Raw genomic sequence first — 20889 nt, forward strand, 5'->3', positions numbered from 1 at the left:
CGATACCGGGTGTTGGCCCGGGGACGCGCGCGAGCTGGTGGCGGTCGATGATGGTTATGCCGCACGCTCGAGCGGTGCGGTGTACGGCTCGGCGTCGCCGGCGATCACCGTGCTCGCGGTGCCGTCGATCCCGACGGGGACCGGACCGCCCAGCGTGATGCGGGTGAGCCTGCGGTGCTCGCTGCCGTCGTAGTCGTCGATGGCGTAGTGCTGAGTGGCCCGGTTGTCCCAGATCGCGACGTCGCCCAGCGACCAGTTCCAGCGGGCGGTGTGCTCGAGGCGGGTGATCCGGTCCTGGAACAGCCGGAACAGTGCCCGCGACTCGTTGCTCGACAGCCCGACGATCTCCTTGACGAAGCAGCCGAGCAGCAGGGCGCGCTCACCGGTCTCGGGGTGCACCTCCACCACGGGGTGCTCGGTCTCGAAATAGGTGGACTCGAACTCGCGACGGTAGTCGCGGTCGGTATCGGCGGGTCGGTCCTGGATCTCGGCGGCGTAGTCATAGCGGTTCGAATGCCGCGCGCGCAGGCTCTCGGCGAGTCGCTGGAGTGGCTCCGGCAGCGAGTTGTAGGCGGCCACGGTCGAAGCCCAGGTGGTCGAACCGCCGTAGCTGGGCAGGGCGACCGCACGCAGGATGGAGGCCTGCGGGACACGATCGACGAAGGTGACATCGGTGTGCCAGACGTTGGACCGCGTCTGGTGCGAGTCGATGGCCAGGCTCTTCGCACCGGCGGAGGTGACCGTCGGGTGCGGGGTGGTCGGGTTGCCGAGCAGCTGCGCGAACTCGTACTGCCCGTCCTCGGTCAGGTGGTGCTGGCCCCGGAAGAAGATCACCTTGTGCTCGCTGAGCGCGGCGCGGATGGTGGCCACCGTTCGCGCGTCCAGGTCACCACCGAGCCGAACCCCGTCGACCTGAGCGCCGATGTGGGCGCCGAGCTTGACCACCCGCACCGCGCTCCCGGATACAGCTGCGTCATGGACGGACATACGGAGGCCTCTCACTCGAACCTGGACGATCTCGTCACACGAAACCAGCAGGAACGCGCCGCGACCATCATTGAATTCAGGCTGAGCGGAATGGCCGAATCGGCGGGGATTACGGTATGCGCAATTCCGCCGCGCTGTGCCCCTGGGATGTCCAACTACTGAATCGCGATTCGGCCGCTTCCGCCGACGGCGCGCTGATCACCCGGGCGACCGCTTCCCACGACGCTCCCGACGCGCGCACGAAGCGGACGGCTTCGACGAGGCGCCGCTGTGCCGACGCCGTGTCCTCGAACGCCAGGCGCACCGGAATCAGCGCCTGCATCTCGAGCTGGTGATAGTCCCATTCGGCCAGGACCAGGCGGGCGAGGTCGGCGTCGAGCCGTCCGGTGGAGCAATGCAGCACCCGCGCGGAGGGGGCGTGGTCGGCGGACAGATCGGTGCGTAGCCAGGTTCGTCCGTGCCAGCCGTCGCAGGAGCACAGTGCGCGCCACCCGATCACCTCCTCCGGTCGGCGCGGGTGGCTGTCTGCGGGGGCCAGCGGCCGGGCATCGTTGGCGACCGTCGCGCGGGGGCTCGGGGCGTCACTGCGTCCGTACAACCCATCCGTGAAGATGTCGGCTACCCATCCGCGATGGTTTTCGAGCAAGCTGTTCATCCTGACTCCGATGTCGAATCCGAAAAGCTCGATCCCGAACCGGCCCGTCATGACGCGATCGCCGTAGGTTCGGTGTGTGGGACAACTACTCCCAGACACTTACGATCAACCTCAGCGACGCCGACGGCAATCACTTCGCCGCATTGTTGTTCCTAGTCACATAATGCCTGGTCGCGGTCTGTGCTCCGAGCGCGGTGGGACCTGGTCGCGAGGTAGATCGTCGCGCCGGATCGCCCGCGGGTCAGCGGGTTGTCGAACAGGATCGGCCGCGCCTCCACATCGACGAAGGCGGATTCCAGAACTTCGCGGAACTCGTCATCCGGTGCGTCGTCGGACCACATCGCAAAGGTGCCGCCGTCGACCAGGTGTCGCGCGACCGCGCGCAGGCCCTCGCGGGTGTAGAACTCGGCATTCGAACCGTGCAGGACATGGCGTGGTGAATGGTCGATGTCGAGCAGCAGCGCGTCGTACACGCGTCCCGGGCGTGCCGGATCGAAGCCCACCGGCCCCGCCGCCGCGGCGAAGAAGTCCGCGCAGACGAGCTCGACCCGGGAGTCGGCAGCCAACCCGGCGGTGTCGGGCAGCAGCTCACGGCGATGCCACTCGATGACGGCGTCGGAGTACTCGATCACCGTGAGCGCGTGAATTCGTGGGTCCAGCAACGCTTCTCGCGCGGTGTATCCCAAGCCGAGCCCACCGACGAGCACCTCCAGCCGGTCGCCGGGCGTGCGCCCCAATCCCAGCCGCGACAGCGCACGTTCGGCGACGGTGAACAAGCTCGACATCAGGTACTCGTCACCGAGCTTCACCTCGTAGACATCGGCCCGCACCGTCGGATCGAAGCGGCGACGCAGACTGATCTCGCCGATCGGGGTCTGCCGCCAGCCGAGTTCTTCGAAGCGTGCGCTCATCGCCGTCACGGTAGTCCCGTGGCGAGCACAACCCGGCCGGACGACGCGCACAGCACGCCGCCAGATTTGTGCTGGGCCTGATCTTTACGCCATGTTTATGGGTCGACGAGTCGGGAAGTCTGGTCGGCAACCCTGCTCGTGCTCGGTCGGGCGGGTTCCTATCGGCCAGGAGTACCGCATGACGCACGCAATCACCCACCTCAGCATGGGCCTGGGCTGGGACCCGGCCCACGCCAACGGAATGCATCCCCGCCGCAAGGACATCGATCTCAACGCGGCGGCGCTGTCGTTCGCCGGCGAGAACTTCGTCGATGTCGCCTTCCACGAGCAGCTCACCTCGCGCGACGGCGCGCTGCGCCATCTCGGGGACAGCGTCACCGGCGACGGGGACGGCGACAACGAAGTGATCGTGGTCGACCTGGCCCTCCTCGATCCCGCCGTCACGACGATCGTGTTCCTGGTGACCTGCTACACCGGCCAGCGGTTCGACCAGATCGCCAACGGCTTCTGCCGCGTCGTCGACAATGTCACCGGTATCGAATTGATCCGCATCGATCTCGACAGCGTCGGCGCCCACACCGGCATCGTCGTCGGCAAACTGCACCGCCCCCACCAGGATTGGGCCCTCACCCTGATCGGCCAACCGATCATCGCCCAGCACGTGGTCAACGCGGTCCCTCAGCTCACCGCCTATCTTCACTGAGAGTGACGACCCATCCCGTCGTCACTCCGCTAGACGGTCGCGGGCTCGCAGGCGCGTCTCGAGTGCGTCGAGTACGTGCGTCACGTCCGCGTCGAACTCCTCGGCGAGCATTTCGAGTAGCGCCGCGCCGATCAGCAACAGCGTGGAGAAGACCACAGGGGCGATGGGTTCGGTCGCCTCGAGCAGGGGGCGGGTGCGTGGCGCACCGCCATGATGCCAGGACTCGAGCAGGGCCAGTGCGCCCTGGAGATAGATCGGCGGTTCCGGGCGGGCGCTCAGCGCGGGGATCGCCCGATCGGCCGCGCGGCGCAGGATATCGGAGATGGACTCGACGCCCGGGGCCATGGCCTCCATCGCGCAACAGGCCAAACGCAGGGCACCGTCCAGATGACGCGGACTGTAGCGGGCCGACTCCGGGATCTGGTCCCAGGGCAGGCGCAGGACGCGAAGCAGATCGGCGGTGATCGCGGTCGCCGCCGGCGCCTGCGCCGGCGCCGGGGCCGAACCGGACGTGTGATCGACGCCGAGCATGATCTCGAGCCCGATCGCCGATGCCATGAGATCGCCTCGGCTGCTGCGGGTTTCACGTCGATGGCGGCGGTCCTCGACCAGCAGCCAGCCGACCGTCTGCGCGTCGGCGGTCCGCAGCAGTTTCGCGTCGGCCTGCCAGCCGTTCGCGGTATCGCAGCGCGACAGCGCGCAGACCAGATCGGCCATGACGTGGTTGGCGGTGACCAGCGTCGGCTGATGCCGTGGACGGCGTGACACCACCGGAAGATCACCCAGCCTGGCCGAGGATGACACGAACGACATCGCGGTGAGTGCCGCCGCGGCGGTACGCGCGGCGGCCACGGCGTCGGCGGCGTTGGTGCGCAGCAGCGCGCGATGGATCGAGTCCGCCAGCGGCGCGACGCCGAACTCCGCGTAGTGCAGCAACAACCAAGCCAGCGGCATGTCGCCGAGGACCGGCGCGAGCCGTTCGTTCAGCTCGTACAGCAACGCGGCCGACTGCTCCGGCTGACGTGATCGCGGCGCCTCCCCGGTGAGGTCACGCCATTCGAGCAGTGCCAGATAATTGGGTAGCAGCAAGCTATCGACCAGCTCACTCACCTGAGCGATGACGAATTCGAAATCCAGTTCCGTCATCACCCCCGGCCCGACCGAATTCACCACCGGGTTACCGTCGAACGGATCGAAACCCGATTCGTCCAGAGCCAGATCGAACAACAACTCCGCGTGCCCGAGCCTGCCGACGACTCTGCCGACAAAGGGCACCACCCCTCCGTCTTCCACCGCAGTTGCCGCACCGAGAAGGCAATTCACCATCGCGCCTTCGGCTTTCGCGTGCGCACAGAACCTGCGCAGCCGCTGGTGCACGATATCCTCGGTATCGAAACCCGTGCGCACGATCTCTTCCGCGATCGTCACGATTGCCGCGTCGACGACGTATTCTGGCCTGCCGCCTGCTTCATCCGATGCCGACGCGGGGCCCGCGAAATAGAGCCGGTCACTGAATGCGTCGCCCATTCGTCGCCTCACCACAACCTCCACTCGGATGCGCAGTATTCCGTGTACTCGACACCCTTCCAGCAAATTGTTCGCAAGTCGCGGCTCACACCTCACAAGGCGATAACGGCATGAACTCCGCGCGCATCGGCCGGACCGACTGCATGCATGACGCGTCCCATCGAGGCGCAGTCGCGACACAATCTGCCCGAATTCGGGCAGGGATGTTGGCGAACCCGGTCGGGGCAGGCATGATCGTGCGAGTGAATGACGGGGTACCCACCGAGTTGGTCCGCTATGTCGTGGCGTCCACCGGCCTACCCGAACGCGTGGCGGCCCGGGTCGTCGCCGACATCGTCGGCTACTTCGACGAGACGGCCGAGCAGTTCGTCCGGCGCAGGCATGCCGAGCTGCAAGCTCGGGAGATGCGCAATGCCGAGATCTGGCGACGCCTCGAGATCGAACTCGGCGAGCGCCCGGTCGCGGCACCGTCATTCACCGAACGGCAACTTCGTCGCATCGTCTACGGGTAAGGGGTTCATCACGCCATGTGTGGAATCGTCGGATACATCGGTCACCGGCAAGCTGTTCCCGTGCTGCTGGAGGGTCTGCATCGGCTCGAATATCGCGGCTACGATTCGGCCGGCTTGGCACTGCCGCATCGCGGCAAGGCGCGCGTGTGCAAAACCCGGGGCAGGGTGCAGGACCTGCGCGACAAGGCCGACACCACCGCTCTGCGCGGCACCGTCGGCATCGCGCACACCCGCTGGGCCACCCACGGCGAGCCCAGTGACGCCAACGCCCACCCGCATACCGATGTCAGCGGCCGTATCGCCGTGGTGCACAACGGTATCGTCGAGAACGCCGAACAACTGCGGGCCGAGCTGACCGCGCTCGGCATCGATCTCGTCTCCGACACCGACACCGAGGTGATCGCCCACCTGGTCGCGCGCGAACTCGAGGAATCCGAATCTCTCGAAGACGCCGTTCGCGCCGCGCTGCACCGGGTCCGCGGCACCTACGGTCTGCTGGTCCTCGACGCGCGCCGCCCGGCCGAGCTGGTGGTCGCCCGCAACGGCAGCCCCATCGTGCTCGGCGTCGGCGACGGCGAGATGTTCGTGGCCTCCGATGTCGCCGCCCTCGTCCACCACACCCAGCGGGTGGTGTTCCTCGACGACGGCGAGCTCGCGACCATCCGCGACAGCGAATTCCGCACCAGCACACTGGGAGTCGAGTCCGAACAGACCGACAAGACCCCGACCACCATCGACATGGTGGCCGAGGACTACGCGCTCGGCGGCTTCCCCGACTTCATGCGCAAGGAGATCGCCGAACAGAGCGAGGCGGTGCGCCGAGCGCTGCGTGGGCGCCTCGACGACCGCTTCGCCACCGCCCACCTCGGCGGGTTGAACATGGACGCCCGCGAACTGCGCAGTATCAGCAAGGTCGTCTTCCTCGGTTGCGGTTCGGCCTACTACGCGGGCCAGCTCGGTGCCCAGCTGATCGAGGAACTCGCCCGTATTCCGGCCACCGCGGAACCGGCCTCGGAGTTCCGCTACCGCAATCCGGTCGTCGATCCCGACGCGCTCTACGTCGCGATCAGTCAGTCCGGCGAAACCCTCGATACCCTCGCCGCGGTGCAGGAGCTACAGCGCAAGGGCGGCCGGGTCATCGGCGCCGTCAACGCGGTGGGCAGCGCGATCGCTCGCCAGTGCGGGGCAGGGGTGTTCCTGCACGCGGGCCCGGAGATCTCGGTTGCCTCGACCAAGGCATTGACCAATATGACCGTGTCGTTCACGATGCTGGCCCTGCTGCTGGGCCGGGTTCGCGACCTGTCGGCCGCCGACGGCCATCGCATCGTCGACGGCCTGCGCGCCCTGCCGGCCGCCATCGACCAGGTCCTCACCGACGAAGACGCGATCGCCGAGATCGCGCACCGCTACGCCAAGGCCCGCAGCATGTTCTTCATCGGCCGGGTGCGGGCGTGGCCGGTCGCCCGCGAAGGCGCGCAGAAGCTCAAGGAGGTCTCCTACGTGCACGCCGAGGCCTATCAGGCCTCCGAGCTCAAACACGGCCCGCTCGCGCTGATCGACCAGGAGATGCCGAGCGTGGTGATCGTGCCCGACGACGAACTGCTGGCCAAGAACCTCAGCACCATCGAACAGATCAAGGCACGCGGCGGACCCGTGATCGCCGTCACGAACGCGGACCTGCCGCCGGACGTGGCCGACGAAGTGATCCGGGTCCCGCGCGTCGCACCGGAATTGGACCCGATGCTGCTCACGATTCCGCTGCAGCTGCTCGCCTATCACACGGCCATCGCGCTCGGGCGCGATGTCGACAAGCCGCGCAACCTCGCGAAAAGCGTCACCGTGGAGTAGTTGTCGCGTGGAGTGCGACGCACGGCGCCGGGGCGGCTGGCAGGATCGAGGCGTGAACACCGCGAACCTGAGCCGCTCCGAGACCGCCGCGCGATCGGCCGCGATCACCGTCCGCGCCTACCGCGTCGAACTCGATCTGTCGGCGGCCCCGGATCAGTCCCAGGATGGTTTCGCGACGACGACCACCGTCGAGTTCGGTGCCTCCGTCGAACAGACGTGGCTCGACTTCATCGGTCCGTCGGTGGAATCGGTGACCGTCAACGGCACCGATGTCGCCGTCGAGTACGACGGAGCCCGGCTCGCGCTCGTCGGCTTGTCGGAGACGAACGTCGTTGTCGTGCGGGGCACCGGTGCCTACAGCCGCTCCGGTGAGGGGCTGCATCGGTTCGTCGATCCGGTCGACAACCAGACCTATCTCTACACCCAGTACGAGCCCGCGGATGCGCGACGGGTCTTCGCCTGCTTCGAACAGCCGGATATGAAGGCGCCGTTCACGTTCGCGGTGACCGCACCGGCCGGGTGGCAGGTGATCTCGAATCGGCCGTTCGCGGCAATCCAGGACAACGGCGTGCTCCAGAACGTCGAGTTCTCCCCCACCTTGCCGATCTCGACGTACATCACCGCGGTCGCAGCCGGCCCGTACCATCGCGTCGAATCGTCGTGGACGCGAGGGGAACTCACGATCCCGCTCGGGATCTATTGCCGCGCTTCGCTGGCCCGCTACCTGGACGCCGACACGATCTTCGAGGTGACGAAGCAGGGTCTGGGCTTCTTCGCCGAGAACTTCGACTACCCGTACCCGTGGGGCAAGTACGACCAGGTGTTCGTTCCCGAATACAACCTGGGTGCGATGGAGAACCCCGGACTGGTCACGTTCACCGAGGCCTACGTGTTCCGTGGCGCGGCCACCGCCGCCCAGTACGAGGGCAGGGCCAACACGATCCTGCACGAGATGGCCCACATGTGGTTCGGCGATCTGGTCACGATGGTGTGGTGGGACGACCTGTGGCTCAAGGAATCCTTCGCCGACTACATGGGCGCACTCGCGAGCTCGGAGGCCACCGAGTGGACCGACGCCTGGGTAGCGTTCGCGAACCGCCGCAAGGCCTGGGCATATCTGCAGGATCAGCTGCCGACCACGCACCCGATCGTCGCCGATATCACCGACCTCGAGGCCGCCAAACTCAATTTCGACGGCATCACCTATGCCAAGGGCGCGAGCGTACTCAAACAGTTGGTCGCCTATGTCGGCCGGGAGGAGTTCTTCTCGGGTGTACGCCGGTATTTCCGCACGCACGCATTCGGCAACACGACTCTCGACGACCTGCTGGCCGAATTGTCGGCGGATTCCGGCCGTGATCTGGCGGGCTGGGCGCGGGCCTGGTTGCAAACGACCGGGGTGTCCACGCTGACCCTCGACAGCGGTGCGATCGTGCAAACCGATCCGCGTCCGCACCGGCTCGCTGTCGGGCTCTACGACTTCGATGCCGAGGGTGACTTGGTGATTCGCGAGCGCGTGGAACTCGACATCGTCGACGCTCACACACCGGTGACTCTCGCACCCGCTGCGCTGCGGCTGCTCAACGACGGTGATCTCACCTACGCGAAGGTCCGTCTCGACGTGGATTCGCTCGCCACCGTGGAGAGTTCACTGAATCGGGTCACCGACCCCCTGGCGCGCGGACTGATCTGGTCGGCGCTGTGGAACGCCACCCGTGACGGCGAACTCCACGCCGAACGCTACCTGTCGATGGCTCGTGATTTTGCGCCCGTCGAAACGAACATGGCGCTGCTCACCGCGGTCCTGGCGAACGCGTCTTTCACCATCGGGCATTATCTGCCCGATCCGGCGCGGGATCGGTGGCGCGGTGAATGGCTCGAATCCTGCTGGGCCACACTGCATTCGTCGGCACCGGGTTCCGGCGCGCAGCTGGCGTGGGCGCGGGCGGTGGCGGCCGCCGCCACCGTCGACGGCCACCGTGCCACCGACATCCGGGCGATCCTGCTCGACCGGGCGCCGGAGGGTCTGGCCCTGGATCCCGATCTGCGCTGGGCGCTGTGGACGGCGCTGGCCGCCACCGGTGAGGCCAAGCTCGCCGACCTGGACGCCGAGGGGGAACGAGACGGCACCGCATCGGGGCGAACCGCTCACCTGCGCGCACTCGCGGCCCGCCCGCGAGCAGATGTCAAAGCCGCGGCATGGGATTCAGCGCTGGGCGACCCCACCCTGACCAACGACCACCTCGACGCCACCATCGACGGGTTCCGCGCAGGCCGCCACCGCGACCTGATCGCACGCTACGACGACGACTATTTCGCGGCACTGCGCACGGTATGGGATCAGCGGAGCATCGAGATCGCTCGACGCATCGTGGTCGGGCTCTTTCCCGCCGCCGATTCGCTCGACGGGGTCGATCGATGGCTCGCCGCGAATGCCGACGCACCGAGTTCGTTGCGTCGCTTGGTCGTCGAACAGCGTGACCACCTCGCCCGCGATCTGCGCGTGCGCGATGCAAACTGATCTTTCCCATTGCACGTCGGGTCAAACATCTAAATCCGAAAAGGCACCTCTGTCAACCCCAGTCGACCAATAACGGTTTAATAACCGACGCGTTGGTGAACCCTTGATCTATGACCAACTCACGTAATCGGACAACGAGTACGCCGAGCATGGATCTGACCAGCACCACCATCATGTTGGCCACCTGCGTGTTCTTCCTCTTCGGCCTGGCTGCGCTCACCGGATCGCTGCCCGCCGCGATCTTCGGCGCCGTCGGCCTCGGCGCGGGAATGATGATGACGTTCAGAATGCTGGACCTGCACGCACTGTAGGTTCACCTCCGCAGATCCGGAGAGCATTCGAAGGCCAGGAGCTGATCCGCATGTCCGAGACCACCGACCGCACCTACGAAAACGCCGAACCCCTGTTCGCACACTGGGCGCTGACCGATCCCCGCAGCCTTGAACACGACGCTCTGCGGGACCGGATCATCGAGGTCTGTCTACCGCTCGCCGAGCACATCGCTCGCAAGTACGCAGGCCGTGGCGAGATCTTCGACGACCTGCTCCAGACCGCGCGGCTCGGCATGGTCATGGCGGTCGACCGCTACGACGTGACCACCGGTTCACCGTTCCTCGGCTTCGCGGTGCCGACCATCATGGGTGAGGTGCGCAGGCATTTCCGCGATCACATCTGGCCACTGCACGTTCCCCGTCGCGAGAAAGAACTCCAGGGCAAGGTCAGGGAAGCGACCGAAGAGATGAGCCGTCGGCTCCAGCGCTCCCCCACCGCCCACGAACTCGCCGCCGAGCTCGACGTGCCGGTCACCGACATCGCCCGAACCCTCGTGGCGGCCAATGCTTTCCAGACCCGCAGCCTCGACACTCCCGCCCGCGACAACGACGGCGATCCCGGCATGACCGTCGCCGAGACGTTCGGCGACCTGGATCCGAGCTACCGTCTCACCGAAGACACGATCACCGTCGCGCCGCTGCTGGCGCAGCTGTCGCCGCAGGACCGGCAATTGCTCATCTGGCGGTTCTACGACACGCTCTCCCAAGGCGAAATCGCCGAACGCCTCGGCGTGTCCCAGATGAGTGTCTCCCGCAAGCTCACCAGGCTGCTGGGTGATCTGCGTGCCAAGGCCACCGACGACCAGACGGTACCCGTGGCCTGATCTTCGGCCCGCCCGCACCCTGTCGAGACGATGCGGTGCGGGCTTCGACCGATACCGTCCATTGACTCTGCGGCTACCGGGCTGCACAGTTGATAAAGCAGAATCTCGCGCGTGTCGTGGCGGCGTCCACCGGGTCGGCGCTGTTCACATGGTGTGTCAGTGTGGTGCTCGCCGGCGGGAAGGGTGCGATGACGATGCGCGGTCGACGGAATCGACGGGACCGAGAGATTCGCGAAGTGCGGGAGATCCGGGCCAGTCCGGCCCATCAAACCGCGAAATTCTTGCTGTCGGTGCTGATGCTGGTCTGGTTCGGGGCCGGGCTGGCGGCGGCGATGCAGCGGGACTACTTCACCAATACCCCGGCCAATTGCGGTGATCTGGGCACGATCGGACTCACGGTGCTCGCGGGCCCGCTCAACTACCTCGGCATGAACCCGAAGGTCTCCGAATGCCAGTTGCCGGAGCCGAGCCGATGAGCGCACGCGCGATCGGATACCGGTAGCCCGCGTACCTCAGATGAGTTCGGCGAGCTGGTCGCGGTCGGTGGCGTCGAGCTTGATGCAGGCCCGGTAGATGTGGCCTTCGACGGTGCGGACCGAGACACAGAGTCGTTCGGCGATCGCGCGGTTGGACAGGCCACGGCCGATCAGAGCGGCGATCTCGCGTTCGCGTTCGGTGATCGGCAGGGGGCGCGCCGCCGCGGTGACAGCGGGAGTGCCCGCGCCGTCGCAGCGGGCGGCCAGGGCCATCGCGCGGGCGGCCGCCTGGGCGCTGGGCCTGCGCTGTCCGGCGTGGTCGTAGATCGGCACTGTCTGCGCCGCGGCGTCGGCTGCCGACAGCAGGAGCCCCGCGGACTCGAACTCGCGGCTGACCGCGGCGAGCGCGCGGGGGTCGGCAGCGGCGAGGGCAGCGGCGTGGCGGGCGTAGATCGCCGCCACCGGGCCCTGGACACGACCGGCGACGGTCGTGAGCCGGGTGGCGAGGGTGCGATCGCCGAACCGGGTGGCATGGTGCAGAGCTTCGGCTTCCATGGCGTACTGACCGGCGCTGTGCGCCAGGTCGGCGGCCTTGCGTGCCAGGTCCACCGCCGAGTGCGCGCTGTGTTCGGCAGCGGCCAGCCAGGCGCGCGCGATGATGCGCTGCGGTTCGTGCAGGGCCATGTGTGGCCCGCTGTGCTCGTCGGCGTCACCGAGCACCCGCGCGGCCTGTTCGACCTCGCCCAGCGCCGCGTAGGCCCGGGCGAGCAGCAGCCGCGCCGGCAGCTTCCACGGCAGCGAATTCTCGGCGTTGAGCGCCGCCAGCGCCTGTTCGAAGGCGGTGATCGCTTCGCGGAACCGTCCCCGATAGGTGGCGACGACCCCGTCGGCGATGCGCGCGATCGCCCAGCCGACGAACTGCCCTGCCGAGGAGAACTCGCGGTATTCGGTCGCGCGCTGCTCGGCGAGGTCGAGGTCGCCGATGGTGGTCAGGGCGAGAACGTCGCCGTAGCGGACCATCACCCGGATGATCCCGTCGGTGGACTTCTGCTGCGCGCGGCCGCAGGCCGCGATCGGCGCGAAGTCGGCGCCGCGACCGGCCACCGGCATTGCCAGGCCCAGGGCGAACGCGGCGAAATCGACGGCCTGGCGGGGTGAGTTCGGATCGGCGATCACCCGCTCGGCAGCCTCGATTCCCTCGTCGAGGTGGTTTTCATGGACCGCCATCGCCGCCGCGGCGGCATCGACCGTCAGGCGAAGAGCGGGATACTCGACGCGGGTGCGCAGCATCTCGACCAGGTCGCGGGCGTGGTCGACATCGCCGAGCGACCAGAACTGCAAGCTGGCGCGCACCACACCCCACTGCACCAGTTGCAGCGGATCGAGGCGGTCGGGATCGAACCGGGCCAGGATCTCGTCGGCATGCTGGGGCCTGCCCTGCCAGAGCAGTGCGCGGGAGAGCAGTTCGGCCGCGCGCAGCCCACCGCCACGCTCGCACGCGGCGCGCGCGAGCCGTTCGCCCAGCGGCAGATTGGCCAGCGACACCGCGTCCTTGGCCGCGTCGATCAGCAAGACGATGTCGATCGGCCGATCGCTTTCCACGCACAGTCGCGCCAGCCGGATCCGGTGGGCCGGTGTGCTCAGGTCACGGTCCTGCAGCGTCTCGACGAGACGTCCGCGCCGGGTGCGCGCGGCGGCTGTGCCGAGACGGCAGCGCACCACCTCACCGAGCAGCGGATGACTGAACCGGACATCGACGACCCCGTTGTGGCTCGTGACCCGGATGAGGCCGGTGACCTCGGCAGTGTCCACGGCGTCGGCGCCGACGAGCTCGCTGAGGATGTCGACGTCGAGCGGCTCGTGCACAGCCAGCGTCTCCAGCACGTCGAGCACAGGCGCGCCCGCCCTGCTCAACCGCTCGCCGAGCAACTCGACCAGACCCGAGGGCACCGCGGTGGGCCCGCGCAACTGCCAGACGCCGTTGACGTCGGTCAGAGTGCTCGCCTCGACGCCCCCCTCGACCATGTTGCGCAGGAACAGTGGGTTGCCGCCCGAGGACTCCCACATCACATCGGCGCTCAGCCCCTCCAGCGTCCCGCCGAGCACGGTCTCGACGAGTTCGGTGCACTGGGTTTTGGTGAACGGCGCCAACTCGATTCGCTCGAGGTACCCGTCCTTCCACAGTGAGGTGACCGCGTCGGGCAGCGATTCCCCGGTGCGCACGGTGGCGATGATGCGGGCCCCACGGTCGACGGCGATCTGGTGCACCAGCGTGGCCGAGAGGATGTCGAGCAGGTGCGCGTCGTCGACGCCGATCACCGTATCGGGCTGGGCGAGCACGTTCTCCCGGGCCGAATGCAGCAGCGCGAGCGGATCGCGCGACACCGACGCGGCGATCCAGGGCGCGAACGCACCGAGTGGAATGGCTTGTGACGACGCGGTACAGGCCACCCAGCGCACCGGCTCGGACAGCACAGCGGTGACCATTCGGGCCAGGGTGGTCTTGCCGACGCCCGCGGCACCGACGAGGATCACGCCACCGGTGTCGCGGTTCGTCAAAGCCTTACGGACGGCGTCATATTCGGCGGGACGATCGAGCAGCTGCCAGAGTCCGCCCATACATGAAAAGTGTAGTTCCCGTCCGGCCCTGTCACAACGACTCGGCCCGGCGACACGGCCGACGCGCGGGTGGACCGGCGCGGCGGGCGCGCGCGGCGCATGGGCGGGTGCCGCGATGGTCACGGCGGGAGCTCGGTGGCGTCACGGGGCTCGAGCCGCGGCGCGTTGTTGACGTCGTGGCGGTAGTTGCTCGAGGCCTCGTACACGCGCTTCTTGAGCCGGTTGATCGAGCCGAGCGGCCGGTGCGCGTCCAGGCCACGCCAGGAGTTGAACGAGAGCACGTCGTCACCGTAGGCACGCCGCTGCGGGGTGTACGGATCCTGCACGTCGAAGCGGATGGTCGCCACGGTGCGGTGCGGTGAGTCGTCTTCGGGCCATGGCGCAGTCGCGTCCTCGATCGGCATGGTGGCGGTATCGGTGCACAGTTGCGCGCGCAGTTCGTAGGTGGCGCTGTGCGCGGCGAAGAAGTCGACGATCAGGTCCTGATGGGCATTGACTCCCGCGTCGGGGTCGACCGGTTGCCCTTGCAGTGCAACGACTTCCGGCGACACCGGCACGTAGAGCAGCTTGGCCACATAGTCGCCGTAGCGCAGCGGCGCCGAGGAGTAGAAGGTCTCGCCGAGGATGTGGGTGTTGGGTGCGACGAAGACACCGAGATTCGGTGGCACGCTGCGCCCGATCCGGCGCAGCACGTGTGTGTTCAGCGCGGCGACGAGGTCGCTGCCCGCGCGCAGGGCGGCGTCGGGCAGCCGGGCCAGCACCCACGCGGTCGGCATGCCCTTGGTGAGGTAGGCGTGCGCGTCGGCGAAGAGGAACTCACGATGGGTCACCATGATGAAGTCCTGCGTGCTCGCCTCGTCGTCGGGCAGCGCGCGCGGCCCGTGTACCCCGAGCACCTTGATCCCGAGTCCGCGGACGCCGCGTAGCTGGTCGCTGCGGATCACCCCGGAGGTACTCGACAACCGCGCGATCACCGGATAGGTGGCCGGGGTGGCGAACATGCCCTGGGCCAGTTCTGGCGGCAGGCCCGCGGGCACCGTCAGTTCGCCGCGCAGGATGCCGTGACTCTTGGCATGGGCGTCGCGCAAACCTCGCTTGTACTTGCGGTAGGCGCGTTCATTGTTGTCGCGCAGAACCGCGATGATCTTGTCGATGATCTGTTCTTCGTCGGGCCGCGGTTGTTCCAGGTCCTCGCGGTAGCTCACATAGCTCATCGCGGGCTCCTCCACGGGGCGAACGGATTCGCGACGCCCTCCAGCGCGGGCGCGAGGGTCGGGAAATGGCGCAGCAGCACGCTGCGCATCGTGTTGTCACGCACCCAGGCCAAGCCCGCCTCGGTGTAGATCTCGGGCCGGAAGTCGGTGGTGAAGAACCGGTCCGCCGACAGCCGCCGCGACGCCATCAGCACGAACACGCGAAAGGCGGTGTCGCTGAAGCCGAAACCGGGCGGCTTGGGCTCGGCGTAGAGGCCGATCATCAGGTCGACATCGTCCACGTCGCCGTAGACCTCTTCGAGTTCGCGCGCCCACCGCGGGTCATCGGTGAGTTCGTCGAACGAGGTGACCGGCGGTAGGCGCAGGTGCCGCCGGAACTCGTTGTAGCGCGGCACACCTCGCTCGCGAACCCGCAGGATGTCGACGGTCGCGAGGTCGAGCAGCGGTTGGCCCGGACGCTCCAGCTGTTGGAGGTGAACGGGGTAGTTGTGCAGCGTCAACGCGCCAGGGTTGGCTCGGCCGAAGGAGTAGAGCAGCGTGTCCATCGCCGTCTCGGCGAGCCGTTCGCGGATGTGGGCGACGCCGAGGTCGGGCAGCGGGTGCTCGGCCAGCACGGTGTCGTCGGCCAGGCTGCGGACGACGAGCGCGTCGGGGATCAGCGGATGCATGCGGTAGACCGAGACGAACTCCTCGGTGAGCGAGTACGGCACTCCGCTGTCGTCGCGCGCGGAACCCGGTATGCCGCACAGCACTTCGTTGCCGATGAAGTGGCCGAAGCGCCGCGAAACCCGCTCTCCCAGCACGCCGAACCAGTTCGCGCGCATGGCCGCCACGGTGGTGGGATGGGCGATCACGGCCGGTGTCCAGTCGACAGTGTGGATCTTCGCGATCAACGCGGAGTTGACCAGCCGGGCGGTGTCGTAGAGCTGCTGGTCGTTCATGTCGGGGTAGCGCCGGGTCAGGCGGGCACAGATCGCGTTGTGTTCGCGCAGGAACAGCGAGTGCAGCAGGGCCAGGCCCACCCAGGCGTTGGCCGCCGAGGGATCGAGTGCCACCAGCCGCTCGGCGTCCAGCGGCGGGAGTCCGAGTTCGTCGATCACGAGCTGGCCGTGCTTTCCCGAGCGCAGGGAAGCGGCGAATTCCGCTGTCTTGCCATAGATCTGAGAGGCATCCCACCAGTGGGTCTCGCCGGTGACGTAGGTCGGCGCGGCGCCCGGGTCAGGGGCGGGCACCGTCACCGTGCGCGGGATCGCCATCGGGGGGTGCGGCCACGGATCATCGTCGTCCAGGGTGACGACGAAGGGGTCCTGTTCGGCGGGGTCGTGCACGAACCAGTCGTGCACCTCGAACTGGATCCAGGCCGCAGCCAGCAGATTCAGGGTGGTGGCCGGCTGGAATCGGTCGCGCGTGAGCAGCTGCCTGCTGATCGTGCGCGGGTTGGGTTCCATGATCCGCGCGGGATCCTCGGGGTAGGTGCGATCGAGTGGGACGTTGCGGCCGAATCGGCAGCCGATCGAGCCCGCGCGCGGGTCGTCGGGGCTGTTGTAGGTGCCCTCGACGGTGCGTGCGTTGCGGTGTTCGCCGGCGTCGTCCGGGGGCAACGGTCCGGCCGGGTGCGGGCCGGTGTCGAAGAGGTTGCGCGCCCGCAGTCTGCTGCGCAGGCCGACCAGCACGGCCAACCCCAACGGGGTCGGTAGCCGGAACCAGCCGACACGCCGGTCGAGCGCCTCCGCGGCGGTGACCAATGCGCGAGTGACCAGTGTTTGCTGCTGTGCGTCGACCATCGAGAACCTCCACGGAATGGCGCGTGCTCGCCGCCTACCGGACCGATCGAATCCAGTCTCCGGCGCCTGGTCAGGCCTGTCACGAGTAGTCCACTACGCGCGGGCACGCGCACGCGGGCACCGGGGCGCCGATCCGGCGCAGCTGTCGTCGATGGTCCTCGCTCGACCCGGACGCACGACCTGATCGGGTAGCGCACTACGCGCGCGCCGCGGCCCGTCGATGGGCGAATCTGGCTTCCAGGGAGCCCGCGCACCGCGGGCAATACCCGTCACAGCGACAGAAAGGGGGCCCGGTGATCACGCCGATCGAGATCAAAGTGAACCTCGACGGGGATGTCGCGGGCGCACTGCGCCGGCTCCGATGTTCCGACACCGCCGCGGTCCACCGCGACATCTGGTTCGCCGAGCCGCTGCACCCGGGTACCGCGGGGGCGCCCACGCTGCTGTCGAGCCGCATCGTCATCCGGTTGCGCAGCGGCGCGGAGGAAGACGATCTCACCGTCAAACTGCGACCGTGCGTGCCCTCCCAGCTGGCGGGCCGCTGGGGGGCGCCCTTCACCGAGCCGGGTGTGCGGTACCGCATCGAAAGCGACTGGTCGGCCGATCGGCGGATGCTGTCGGCCTCGGCGATCAGCTCCCGGCCTGCCGGTTCGCTGCGCGCGGCCGTGGCCCGGGGTGTCGATGTCACCGGCGCGCTCCACTCGGCTCAGCGCCAGTTCCTGGTCAGCTGCACGCCGCCCGGCGTCGCGGTCGACCACCTGCGCGCGATGGGACCGGTCGCTTCGGCACGGTGGACGGGGGTGCCGGTGGGGACATTGCGCGCCGATGTCGAACGGTGGAGCACCACCGGACTCGATCTGGTCGAGCTGTCGCTGAAAGTCACACCGCAACAAGCCGATTCGCCCGTCGATCTGCACCTACGCGCGCTCGACGCCCGGCGCGAACTCGAAGCCGCCCTACGTACGCTCGGCCTGACGATCGCGTCGGGTGATACCAAAACCGAGCAGGTGCTCACCGCACTGGCGGCGGCGCACCGGCTCGGGTAACGCTCGGCAGGGGGTCGATGACCGGTCCTGATCGACATCGTCGGCGACGCGGACCTGCCCTGCGACTGCCACGGTGCCGGATGGCCTCGATCGACCACGCTGTCGATCGGAGCCCGGCGTCCGGCGGACCCGTGACACTGCCATCGCGGCGGCTCAATTGGCGATGATGAAGTTGAACAGCACCCTGATATTGCGGTTCCACCCCACGTGATATCGCACTGTCATCGTGCCGTCGGCGTGCGGAACCACATTCAGGACCTGGGTGGTGGCAGGTCCGAGGAACGGGATGTTGTTGGTGTCGATCTCGGTCAGACTCACCGAGACCTGACTATCTGCCCGCACGTCGGCGTTCGGGAATCCGAATACCCAGGCACCTGTTCCATGGGTGCGCAGGATCTTCTGTGCCCAGAAGATCGATGTGATGTTGGTCTGGTCGATCGCCCGAACGTCGGCTTCTTCGGCGCCGTAGCCGGTTTTCGCCGACTCGAACACCTCTTCTTCGGTATCCGCGCTCGCTGCCACGACCGCGTCTTCCGTATCCGTCTCCAACATTTCGGCGCCCTTTCTCGGCGGAAAAACTGTCTGGAGCTATCGTCGCGCGCGGGCGCGCGGGCGCGAATGCGTAATCCACTACCCGAATATGCGCGGATGTGGCGACGGTTGTGTCGCACATTCGAGTAGTCCGCCACGCAATCGAGTTCGACACGGCCGAAGGAGGATCGAGAAGGGTCAATTTCTCGGAGGAACGGCAGTGAGCGGATATTCCTTATCTGTTCGCGATCAACGCGGGCGCCGATCTTCTCGATCAGCGCCCGTTCACGCCGTAGCGCCGAGGGTGCGGGCCCGCCTACCTGTGTCGAGTGATTGTCGTGCGAATCGTGGTGTGGCTCAGGCGGACAGCGTGTGTCCGATCGTGGCCGCCACCGCGGCGTGGGCGAGGTATTCGGCGATGTCGTGCGCCCGCTCCTTGGGGTTCTCGACCGGGAGGTCGCGCAGATCCGGCCCCCAGGCCTGACGCAGTGGGCAGCCGATGGCGATCGGATCGCCGGCGTACCAGGTGTTGAGCCATTCACCGACCCGCTCGGGCCTGCTCGGCCCGCCCGTCAGCAGCTTGCGGTACACCCCGTCCATCCCGAGCGGGCTGCCCGCCGTCACCAGCAGGCGCACGTTCAGTTCGCGGGGCAGCTGGGTGAGCAGATCCATCGCGACCACCGTGCCGAGACTGTGGCTGACCAGGATCAGGTCGCCCTCGGTGGGTGCATCGATGAGCACCGTGTCCAGCACACTCTTGCGGACCCGCTCGTCGTCGAGATAGGCGGCGACGTCTTTGAAGATGGCGCCGATGAGCGCGGAATCGAGGCCGCTGCGGGCGGCGATCCAGCTGAGCTGGTCGTGCAACCGCCCCAGCACCACCGCACCGAACCCACCGAAGAGTTCGCGCGCTTGCGGGTCGGTGGGCAGGTCACCGGCGTCCGGCATCCCGGCCCGGCGCGCGGCCTCGGCGACCAGGCTCTCGTAGAGTGCCGGACCGGAGTCGACGGCCTCGCGGGTGTCCATGCTCTCCACGAGCTGGTCACCGTAGAAGGGGAAGTACACATCGGCGGGGTCGATGGGGCTCAGGCCGGCGAGGGTGAGTCCCTTGTTCAAACCCGCTGTCCAGTTGCGGCGCAATTCGACCGGGTCGCGGCCCTGTTGTCCGCGTCCGTGCAGGAACAGCACGCTGCGTCGACCACCGAACGCGCTCGACCGACCACGCAGGCCGCGCACCAGGCTTTCGGCGGCCGACCCCCGTGGCGGCACCGGCAGTCCGGCAGCCGCCTCGCTCGGTGCGACCGCCGCGAGCCCGAGTTCGTCGAGCAGGGCGCGCTGGGCCGGATCGAACTGCCGCGATCCGAGATCGTGCAACAGCACGCTCACCCGAACGCCCTCGTTGGCGATCCAGTCGATCGCGTCGTCGCCGTCCCCGGACTGCCACAGTTTGCCGTCCTTGCGCAGTACCCGGCCTTTGTCGTCCTTCTTCGGGACTCCGGCGTGATGCAGCGCCACGATCTCCCACTGATCGTTGAAGACCGGCGAGCCCGAATTCCCCGGTTCGGTGTCGGAGGCGTAGTGCAGGAAGTCGTCGAGTTGCAGGTCGAGGCGGTTGTGCCGGATCGAGATCTCCTTGAGCCGGCCCGAGGGGTGCCCGACGACGTTCATCGCCTCACCGATCACGATCTTGCCGGGCTTGGCGATCAGCGGATTCCAGCCGAATGTGGCGCCGGGCGCCACACCGTCGGGCCCCGGCGCCACACGCACCACGGTGTAGTCGAGGTGTTTGTCGGTCACGAAGAAGTCGTCGGGCGCCAGGCGATAGCGCACGGTGGGGTTCGGGACGTTGTCGATGTCGACCTCGGCCCGGAACTCGATCACCACCGACTCGGCCGCCCCCCGCGTCGGCAGCACATGATTGTTGGTGAGCAGCAGTTGCGGCGACACCATCGAACCGGTACCCATCGGCACCTCACGGCCGTTGTCGGCCAACGAGATACGCGCCACCGCCGCGGCGGCGCGAGCACCGCGGGTCAGGAAGTTCGCGGCCTGCAACTCGTTGGCGAAGCCGATGACCCGCTCGAGCGAGCGGATGCTGTCGACCGGGTCCTGCCTGCCGAGTTCGATCACCGCCTGCGCGGGGACTTCGCCGGTGACGAGCAGCCGGTCGGCGCGGGCGAGAATCTGTTCCTTGGTGTCGACGACATCGGACTCGGTCACCGCCCGCAGGCGCGTCACCTCATCGCGTTGCGCCTCGGTGTCGTCGAATCGCTGCGATGCGGCATCCATCTGTTCGTGCCACGCGGTGGTACGAGCTTCGCTCTCGGTATCCATGGGTCACCTCGCCCGGAGAATGTGTGCTGGGGTATTCAGCGTGGGCGCGTGCGCGGTGCCGATCA

The 20889-nt window shown here is 67.7% G+C and carries 17 protein-coding genes; 8 read left to right on the forward strand and 9 right to left on the reverse strand.

What is annotated here, in order from left to right; translation table 11 throughout:
• Window positions 1-54: 54 nt before the first annotated feature.
• From ACFQ9R_RS10050 to ACFQ9R_RS10060, 3 genes are all read right to left on the reverse strand, one after another.
• Window positions 55-987 (reverse strand): TauD/TfdA dioxygenase family protein, encoded by a 933-nt coding sequence (locus tag ACFQ9R_RS10050; protein ID WP_378990054.1) that lies wholly within the window; start codon window positions 985-987, stop codon window positions 55-57.
• A gap of 109 nt (window positions 988-1096) precedes the next feature.
• Entirely contained in the window at window positions 1097-1642 is a 546-nt protein-coding gene (locus tag ACFQ9R_RS10055) for a hypothetical protein (RefSeq protein WP_378990055.1), read from the reverse strand.
• Window positions 1643-1794: 152 nt separating this feature from the next.
• A complete protein-coding gene (locus ACFQ9R_RS10060) occupies window positions 1795-2553 on the reverse strand; it encodes a spermidine synthase (protein WP_378990056.1) in 759 nt (252 codons plus the stop codon).
• 97 nt (window positions 2554-2650) lie between these two features.
• Here ACFQ9R_RS10060 and ACFQ9R_RS10065 point away from each other — a divergent pair, with 97 nt between their 5' ends.
• Window positions 2651-3256, forward strand: a complete 606-nt coding sequence (locus ACFQ9R_RS10065) for a TerD family protein (RefSeq protein WP_378990057.1) — start codon at window positions 2651-2653, stop codon at window positions 3254-3256.
• 21 nt (window positions 3257-3277) lie between these two features.
• On the opposite strand, the gene ACFQ9R_RS10070 is transcribed toward ACFQ9R_RS10065, so the two are convergent.
• Window positions 3278-4783 (reverse strand): hypothetical protein, encoded by a 1506-nt coding sequence (locus ACFQ9R_RS10070; protein ID WP_378990059.1) that lies wholly within the window; start codon window positions 4781-4783, stop codon window positions 3278-3280.
• A gap of 242 nt (window positions 4784-5025) precedes the next feature.
• Between ACFQ9R_RS10070 and ACFQ9R_RS10075 the strand changes: the two genes are divergently transcribed.
• The 6 genes from ACFQ9R_RS10075 to ACFQ9R_RS10100 all read left to right on the forward strand — a co-directional run bounded on the left by ACFQ9R_RS10075 (window position 5026) and on the right by ACFQ9R_RS10100 (window position 11296).
• On the forward strand, window positions 5026-5295 hold the full coding sequence (locus ACFQ9R_RS10075; protein WP_378990060.1) for a hypothetical protein: 270 nt from the start codon (window positions 5026-5028) through the stop codon (window positions 5293-5295).
• Between the two features lie 15 nt (window positions 5296-5310).
• On the forward strand, window positions 5311-7143 hold the full coding sequence (gene glmS, locus ACFQ9R_RS10080) for a glutamine--fructose-6-phosphate transaminase (isomerizing) (RefSeq protein WP_378990062.1): 1833 nt from the start codon (window positions 5311-5313) through the stop codon (window positions 7141-7143).
• 52 nt (window positions 7144-7195) lie between these two features.
• On the forward strand, window positions 7196-9664 hold the full coding sequence (gene pepN, locus ACFQ9R_RS10085) for an aminopeptidase N (protein WP_378990063.1): 2469 nt from the start codon (window positions 7196-7198) through the stop codon (window positions 9662-9664).
• A gap of 110 nt (window positions 9665-9774) precedes the next feature.
• Window positions 9775-9975, forward strand: a complete 201-nt coding sequence (locus ACFQ9R_RS10090) for a hypothetical protein (protein WP_378628880.1) — start codon at window positions 9775-9777, stop codon at window positions 9973-9975.
• A gap of 50 nt (window positions 9976-10025) precedes the next feature.
• Window positions 10026-10820 carry a SigB/SigF/SigG family RNA polymerase sigma factor gene (locus tag ACFQ9R_RS10095; RefSeq protein WP_378990064.1) on the forward strand — a complete coding sequence of 265 codons (795 nt, stop codon included), beginning with the start codon at window positions 10026-10028 and terminating at the stop codon, window positions 10818-10820.
• Between the two features lie 236 nt (window positions 10821-11056).
• Window positions 11057-11296, forward strand: coding sequence for a hypothetical protein (locus tag ACFQ9R_RS10100; RefSeq protein ID WP_378990065.1), 240 nt, complete (start codon window positions 11057-11059; stop codon window positions 11294-11296).
• Window positions 11297-11332: 36 nt separating this feature from the next.
• Here the strand turns inward: ACFQ9R_RS10100 and ACFQ9R_RS10105 are convergent, their stop codons facing one another.
• The 3 genes from ACFQ9R_RS10105 to ACFQ9R_RS10115 all read right to left on the reverse strand — a co-directional run bounded on the left by ACFQ9R_RS10105 (window position 11333) and on the right by ACFQ9R_RS10115 (window position 16913).
• The gene (locus tag ACFQ9R_RS10105; RefSeq protein ID WP_378990067.1) at window positions 11333-13915 is read right to left on the reverse strand and encodes a LuxR C-terminal-related transcriptional regulator; all 2583 of its coding nucleotides are present in this window, start codon (window positions 13913-13915) and stop codon (window positions 11333-11335) included.
• A 119-nt stretch (window positions 13916-14034) separates the two neighbouring features.
• Window positions 14035-15129 carry a catalase family protein gene (locus ACFQ9R_RS10110; protein WP_378990068.1) on the reverse strand — a complete coding sequence of 365 codons (1095 nt, stop codon included), beginning with the start codon at window positions 15127-15129 and terminating at the stop codon, window positions 14035-14037.
• Window positions 15126-16913 carry a peroxidase family protein gene (locus ACFQ9R_RS10115; RefSeq protein ID WP_378990069.1) on the reverse strand — a complete coding sequence of 596 codons (1788 nt, stop codon included), beginning with the start codon at window positions 16911-16913 and terminating at the stop codon, window positions 15126-15128. Before ACFQ9R_RS10115 ends, ACFQ9R_RS10110 begins: the two co-directional genes overlap by 4 nt.
• A 293-nt stretch (window positions 16914-17206) precedes the next feature.
• On the opposite strand from ACFQ9R_RS10115, the gene ACFQ9R_RS10120 reads away from it, so the two are divergent.
• Window positions 17207-17959, forward strand: coding sequence for a hypothetical protein (locus ACFQ9R_RS10120; protein ID WP_378990070.1), 753 nt, complete (start codon window positions 17207-17209; stop codon window positions 17957-17959).
• Window positions 17960-18112: 153 nt separating this feature from the next.
• On the opposite strand, the gene ACFQ9R_RS10125 is transcribed toward ACFQ9R_RS10120, so the two are convergent.
• Together ACFQ9R_RS10125 and ACFQ9R_RS10130 are read right to left on the reverse strand one after the other, a co-directional pair.
• Complete coding sequence (locus tag ACFQ9R_RS10125) at window positions 18113-18511, reverse strand: hypothetical protein (protein ID WP_378990071.1); 399 nt, start codon at window positions 18509-18511, stop codon at window positions 18113-18115.
• A gap of 336 nt (window positions 18512-18847) precedes the next feature.
• Window positions 18848-20824, reverse strand: a complete 1977-nt coding sequence (locus tag ACFQ9R_RS10130; RefSeq protein WP_378990072.1) for a trypsin-like serine peptidase — start codon at window positions 20822-20824, stop codon at window positions 18848-18850.
• Window positions 20825-20889 lie beyond the last annotated feature (65 nt).

The organism is Nocardia sp. NPDC056541 (genome assembly GCF_042794235.1).
In the GTDB taxonomy this organism is placed as follows: domain Bacteria; phylum Actinomycetota; class Actinomycetes; order Mycobacteriales; family Mycobacteriaceae; genus Nocardia.

Bases quoted from the DNA above. Each gene is read 5' to 3' on its own strand.
- ACFQ9R_RS10070 (WP_378990059.1), bottom strand. From the start codon at position 4,783: ATGGGCGACGCATTCAGTGACCGGCTCTATTTCGCGGGCCCCGCGTCG.
- ACFQ9R_RS10110 (WP_378990068.1), bottom strand. From the start codon at position 15,129: ATGAGCTATGTGAGCTACCGCGAGGACCTGGAACAACCGCGGCCCGAC.
- ACFQ9R_RS10125 (WP_378990071.1), bottom strand. From the start codon at position 18,511: ATGTTGGAGACGGATACGGAAGACGCGGTCGTGGCAGCGAGCGCGGAT.
- ACFQ9R_RS10095 (WP_378990064.1), top strand. From the start codon at position 10,026: ATGTCCGAGACCACCGACCGCACCTACGAAAACGCCGAACCCCTGTTC.
- ACFQ9R_RS10090 (WP_378628880.1), top strand. From the start codon at position 9,775: ATGACCAACTCACGTAATCGGACAACGAGTACGCCGAGCATGGATCTG.
- ACFQ9R_RS10065 (WP_378990057.1), top strand. From the start codon at position 2,651: ATGGGTCGACGAGTCGGGAAGTCTGGTCGGCAACCCTGCTCGTGCTCG.
- ACFQ9R_RS10050 (WP_378990054.1), bottom strand. From the start codon at position 987: ATGTCCGTCCATGACGCAGCTGTATCCGGGAGCGCGGTGCGGGTGGTC.
- ACFQ9R_RS10055 (WP_378990055.1), bottom strand. From the start codon at position 1,642: ATGAACAGCTTGCTCGAAAACCATCGCGGATGGGTAGCCGACATCTTC.
- ACFQ9R_RS10105 (WP_378990067.1), bottom strand. From the start codon at position 13,915: ATGGGCGGACTCTGGCAGCTGCTCGATCGTCCCGCCGAATATGACGCC.
- ACFQ9R_RS10060 (WP_378990056.1), bottom strand. From the start codon at position 2,553: ATGAGCGCACGCTTCGAAGAACTCGGCTGGCGGCAGACCCCGATCGGC.
- glmS (WP_378990062.1), top strand. From the start codon at position 5,311: ATGTGTGGAATCGTCGGATACATCGGTCACCGGCAAGCTGTTCCCGTG.
- ACFQ9R_RS10115 (WP_378990069.1), bottom strand. From the start codon at position 16,913: ATGGTCGACGCACAGCAGCAAACACTGGTCACTCGCGCATTGGTCACC.
- ACFQ9R_RS10130 (WP_378990072.1), bottom strand. From the start codon at position 20,824: ATGGATACCGAGAGCGAAGCTCGTACCACCGCGTGGCACGAACAGATG.